Origin of the sequence: Methylobacterium sp. WL69, from assembly GCF_008039485.1 — a bacterium.
GTDB lineage: Bacteria > Pseudomonadota > Alphaproteobacteria > Rhizobiales > Beijerinckiaceae > Methylobacterium.
This window is the reverse complement of sequence record NZ_VRUZ01000155.1, coordinates 1-5,181: the sequence shown is the minus strand read 5'-3', so window position 1 is coordinate 5,181 and position 5,181 is coordinate 1. Positions and strand designations below refer to the sequence as shown.

Below are 5,181 nucleotides of genomic sequence, written 5' to 3'. Positions count from 1 at the left end.
GCCCCGGTGGGCGAGGGGGCCGGCTCCGGCGCGGCGGCGAGGCGGGCGAAGGCCGGGCCGCCGAAGCGCAGGAGCAGGATCGGGGTCAGCACGGCGTCCAGCAGCGTCGCGCTGAACAACCCGCCGAAGATGGTCACGGCGACGGGGTGGAGGATCTCCTTGCCGGGCGCGGTGCCGTCGACGAGGAGGGGCACCAGGGCGATGCCGGCGGCGAGCGCCGTCATCAGCACGGGCACGAGGCGCTCCTGGCTCGCCCGCAGCACCAGGGCCGGGCCGAACGGAATCCCCTCGGTCAGCCCGAGGTTGAGGGCGTGGCTGATCTTGAGGATGCCGTTGCGGGCGACGATGCCGGTGAGGGTCACGAAGCCGATCATCGAGGCCACCGACAGGGGCAGCCCCGCGACGGTGAGGGCCGCGACGCTGCCGATGAGGGCCAGGGGCACGTTGCCCATGACGATGAGGGCGAGCACGCCCGAGCGGTAGCGGCTCGCCAGGAGGGCGAAGACCAGGGCCAGGGACACGAGGCTGAGCAGGCCGATGGTCCGCGTCGCCTCCCCTTGCGCCTGGTACGCGCCCTCGAGATTCGCGCTCACGCCCTCGGGCAGCTTCGCCTGCGCCAGGGTTTTGGCGATGGCGGCGGCCACGGCCGAGCCGTCCGCCCCCGCCTCGGTGTTGGCCTGGATGACGAGGCGTCTGCGCCCATTCTCGCGAAGAATCTGGTTGGGGCCGTCGCGCTCGGTGATGTCGGCCAGGGCATGGGCCGGGACCCAGCCCGTGGGGGTCTCGATGAGCAGGTCGCGCAGAGCGGTGACCGAGCGGCCGGATTCGGGCAACCGCAGGGTCACGTCGAAGCGGCGCAGGCCGTCCACAAGGGTCGAGACCACGCGGCCGTTGGCCAGCCGGCTCACGGCATCGACCACGGCGTTGGGGGCGATGCCGTAGAGGGCGGCCCGGCCGCCGTCGACGCGCACGTCGAGCTGCGGAATCCGCACCTGCTTCTCGATGGCGAGGTCGGTCAGCCCCGGAATTTTTTCGAACTCCGCCTTGAGGGCCTCGGCGGTGCGGCGCAGACCATCGAGGTCCTCGCCGAACAGTTTTACGGCGATCTCGGCGCGCACCCCCGACAGCATGTGGTCGAGGCGGTGCGAGATCGGCTGGCCGACATTGACCGAGACCGGCAGGACGCCGAGCCGCGCCCGGATGTCGGCGACGATGGTTTCGCGGGGGCGGCCGCCGGGCCTGAGACCGATTTCGAGGTCGGAGGAGTGGACGCCCTCGGCGTGCTCGTCGAGCTCGGCCCGGCCCGTGCGGCGCCCGACCCGGTCCACCTCCGGGATGTCGGCGACGAGCCCCTCCGCGATGGCGCCGATGCGGCTCGATTCGGTGAGCGAGATCCCCGGCGTGAAGGCGAGGTTGACGGTGAACGAGCCCTCGTTGAACGGCGGCAGGAACGCGCGCGGCAGGCCGGCGGCGGCGTAGACCGCCAGACCGACGCCCAGGACGGCGGCGGCCATCACCAGCGTCCGATGCCCGAACGCGAAGCCGACGAGGCGGGCGTTGCCGGCCTTGAGCCCGCGGATCAGCCGGCCTTCGGGCGCCTCCAGGCCCTTGAGGCCGGGCAGCAGCCAGGAGGCGAGGGCGGGTGTCAGGGTGAGAGAGACGAAAAGGCTCGACAGGATGGCGATGATGTAGGCTTGGCCGAGCGGCGCGAACAGGCGGCCCTCGATGCCGGTGAGGGCGAACAGCGGCACGAAGACGAGGCAGATGATGGCCGTGGCGTAGACGATGCCGGAGCGGACCTCGTTCGAGGCCGCCACGATCACGGCGAAGGCCGAGCGCGGGGACCCTTCGTGCCGGTTCTCGCGCAGGCGCCGCAGGATGTTCTCCACGTCGACGACGGCGTCGTCCACGAGTTCGCCGATGGCGATGGCGAGGCCGCCCAGGGTCATGGTGTTGATGGAGAGGCCCAGGGCCGAGAAGATCGCGGCGGTGGCGAGGATCGAGACCGGAATCGCGGTGAGCGAGATCAGGGTGGTGCGGGCGTTCATGAGGAACGCGAACAGCACCACGGCCACCACGGCCACGGCCTCCAGCAGCACCGTCACGACGTTGCCGAGGGACGTCTCGATGAAGTCCGCCTGCCGGAACAGGATCTTTTGGGCTTCGATGCCCTTGGGCAGGGCCGGGGCGATCTCGGCGAGCGCCGCCTCCACGGTCCGCGTCAGGCGCACGGTGTCGATGCCGGGCTGCTTCTCCACGGAGACGATGACGGCGGGCTTCCCCATGTAGCCGCCGTCGCCGCGCCGGGGCCGGGGCGCGAAGGCGACGTCGGCCACCTGCCGCAGGTAGACCGGGCCGCCTTGGGTCGGCACCACGAGGTTGCTCAGGTCCTCCAGGCGGGTGGTGCGGCCGACCGCCCGGATCAGCACCTCGCGGGTCCCCGCATCGGTGAAGCCGCCGCCGGCATTGGAGCCGAAGCCTTCCAGCGCCCGGGCCAGGGCGTCGTTGGTGACGCCGAGCGCCCGCATGGCGGCGGGGTTCGGGGCGACGCGGAACTGGCGGACCTCGCCGCCGATGGGGATGACCTGGGCGACGCCGGGGATCGACAGCAGGCGCGGCCGGATGGTGAAGTCGGCGGTCTCGCGCAGCTGCATGGCGGTGGCCGTCTCCCCCGTCACGGCGACGAGGAGGATGCCGCCCATGATCGAGGAGACCGGCCCCATCTGCGGCATGACGTTCGGGGGCAGTTCCGAGCGGGCGAGGGCCAGGCGCTCGGCGACGAACTGCCGGGCACGGAACAGGTCGGCCGACCATTCGAACTCGACGGTGACGATGGACAGGCCGATGCCCGAGACCGAGCGCACGCGGGTGACGCCCGGCAGGCCGTTCATCCGGGTCTCGATGGGGTAGGTGACGCGCTGCTCCACCTCCAGGGGGGCGAGCCCTTCCGCCTCCGTCATCACCGTGACGGTGGGCCGGTTGAGATCGGGCAGCACGTCCACGGGCAGGCGGGTCAGGGCCAGCACGCCCGTGAGCACCAGGGCAGCGGCGAGGGCCAGCACGAGGAGGCGGTTGCGCAGGGACTGCGCGACGATGGTCTCGAACATTTTTGGTGCCTCTTGGGGCATGGGTTCGATGGGGGGCGGGTTTCGGTGCTGGTGCGTTTCGTGGGAGGCGCGCCCCTCCTCCCCCTTGCGGGGAGGAGTTGGAGGTGGGGGTGGTTGGGCGACCCTGGGCGCTCACAGGAGAACCTCCCGAGCCGCCTTCCGCCCGCGGAGGCTGGCGGAGCCACCCCCACCCCTGACCCCTCCCCGCAAGGGGGAGGGGGACCGCGCTCAAGTCCCATCGCGATCCGGCTAGCGGATCTGGTCCAAGAGTTCGGCGCCCTGGACGACGATGCGGCGGCCGGGGGCGAGGCCGTCGGCCACCAGCACCCGGTCGGCGTCGAGGGCGTCGGCCCGCACGGCGTGGGCGACGAAGCGCTCGGCGCTGACGTGCTCGTAGACGAGGTGGCCGCCCTCCGTGCGCACGAGGCCGCCGCGCGGGAGAGGCAGGCCCTGGCGCTCGCCGCCCGTGGGGGCGAGCACGGTGACGAACTGGCCGAGCCGGAGCGCACTGGCGTCGCCCGTGATGGCGAACTGCACCGGCACCGCCTGGTTGCGGTCGGCGAGCCCCGCGCCGCGATAGGCGAGGGCGAGGCTCGTGCCGTCGCCGAGCCGCGCCGTGGCGGCGCTGCCCTCGGCCAGGGCCGAAAAGCTCAGGGCCTCGACCCAGAGCTTGGCCGGATCGACGATGCGGTAGACCACCGTGCCGGGGGCCGCCATGGCGCCGGCCACGGCGGCGGTCTCGGCCACGACCCCATCGACGGGGGCGACCAGGGCCTCGGGCTCGCGCCGGATGGCGTCGAGGGCGGCGCGGCGGTCCTTGAGGCCGTCGAGCTCCGAGCGGGCATCGTCGAGCTGGGTCTGGGCCACGGCGCCCGTGGTCGACAGGCGCTCGAACCGGGTGACCCTGCGGACCAGGATGGCGATCTGCTGGTCGAGCTCGCCCTGGCGCTGGCGCATGTCGGACACGTCCACGGCCTGGACCGGCGGCGTCACCGTGGCGAGCACGTCGCCGCGCCGCACCCGGGTGCCGAGGCGGGGAAAGCCGCCGGCGGGCGGGGCGAGGCGGCCGCCGACGGAGGATTGCACCACGCCGCTGGCGTTGGGGTCGGCGATGATCCGGCCGGGCAGTTCCGTGGTGCGGGCGACGCGGCCCGTGGCGGTGAGATCCGTGCGCAGGGCCAGCAGGCGCTGCAGGGTTTTGGGCACGAACACCGAGCCGTCGGGCAGGCGCCGGGCCCGCTCCAGGGCGCCGGGCGTCAGGGCCGCCGGGAGGGGGACGTTGGCGGCCTTGCCGGCGGACTTGTCCTCGTCGTGGCCCTCGTGGGCGAAAGCCGTGCCGCCGAGGATCAGGGTCGTGGCGAGGGCGAGGAGGGCCAGGACCGGGGCGGTCCGGCGTCCGCGCACCATCGCGACGGCGGCCAGCCCGAGGAGGAAGCCGCCGGCGGCCGTCGCCATGGGGTTCTGGCGGGCGAAGCGTTCGGCCAGCGTCGGGGCCGCATCCCCGGTGCTCGCCGTGGCGGCCGGCGCCTCCGGCAGGTCGAAGTCGAGGGTGAGGATGTCGGTTCGGCCGCCCTCGCTGACCCCGACCATGAGATCGCTGTGGGTCTGGCCCGCCGGCCAGGGTAGGGGCAGGCGGTAGGTGCCGGGCGCCGTCTCGACGGCCTTCCGCCGGGGCTGGCCCGCCAGGGACACGGCGATGCCGGCGCCCGGCACGGGCGCGTTGGTGACGAAGCGGTCGAGGGTGAGGACGAGGTCTTCGCCCGCGACCACGGCCACGAGTTCGAACCGCTCGGAGACGGCCTCGGCGCGGGGCGCCGCCGCCACGGGGGCCGGGGGGGCTTCGGCGCCGTGGTCGTGGCCCTCATGCGCCGCGGCGAGGCCGGGGGCGAGCAGCACACAGGCGAGGGCGAGGGCGCGCAGGGCGGCCGCGGAAACGAGGGGCATGAAGAAGTCTTTCGCCGACGGAGCAGGGAACGGCGTTCCGGCGCCGGCCCCGGGGGCAACGGCGCGCGGGACGCGCGACAGCGTCAGGCGAAAGATCTGGGGGGCTCGGGGAGCGCTTCCGGGACGACGT

Annotated in this window: 2 protein-coding genes; both read right to left on the bottom strand. The window is 73.6% G+C overall.

Going from position 1 to position 5,181, the window contains the following annotated elements:
- On the bottom strand, window positions 1-3,107 hold a 3,107-nt coding region (locus FV218_RS21750; protein ID WP_147711524.1), incomplete at its 3' end, for an efflux RND transporter permease subunit.
- Between the two features lie 249 nt (window positions 3,108-3,356).
- Complete coding sequence (locus FV218_RS21745) at window positions 3,357-5,051, bottom strand: HlyD family efflux transporter periplasmic adaptor subunit (RefSeq protein ID WP_147711523.1); 1,695 nt, start codon at window positions 5,049-5,051, stop codon at window positions 3,357-3,359.
- Between the last annotated feature and the right edge of the window lie 130 nt (window positions 5,052-5,181).

What these genes read in the sequence shown, in the direction of transcription:
- FV218_RS21745 (WP_147711523.1), bottom strand. Translation starts at nt 5,051, where the DNA reads ATGCCCCTCGTTTCCGCGGCCGCCCTGCGCGCCCTCGCCCTCGCCTGT.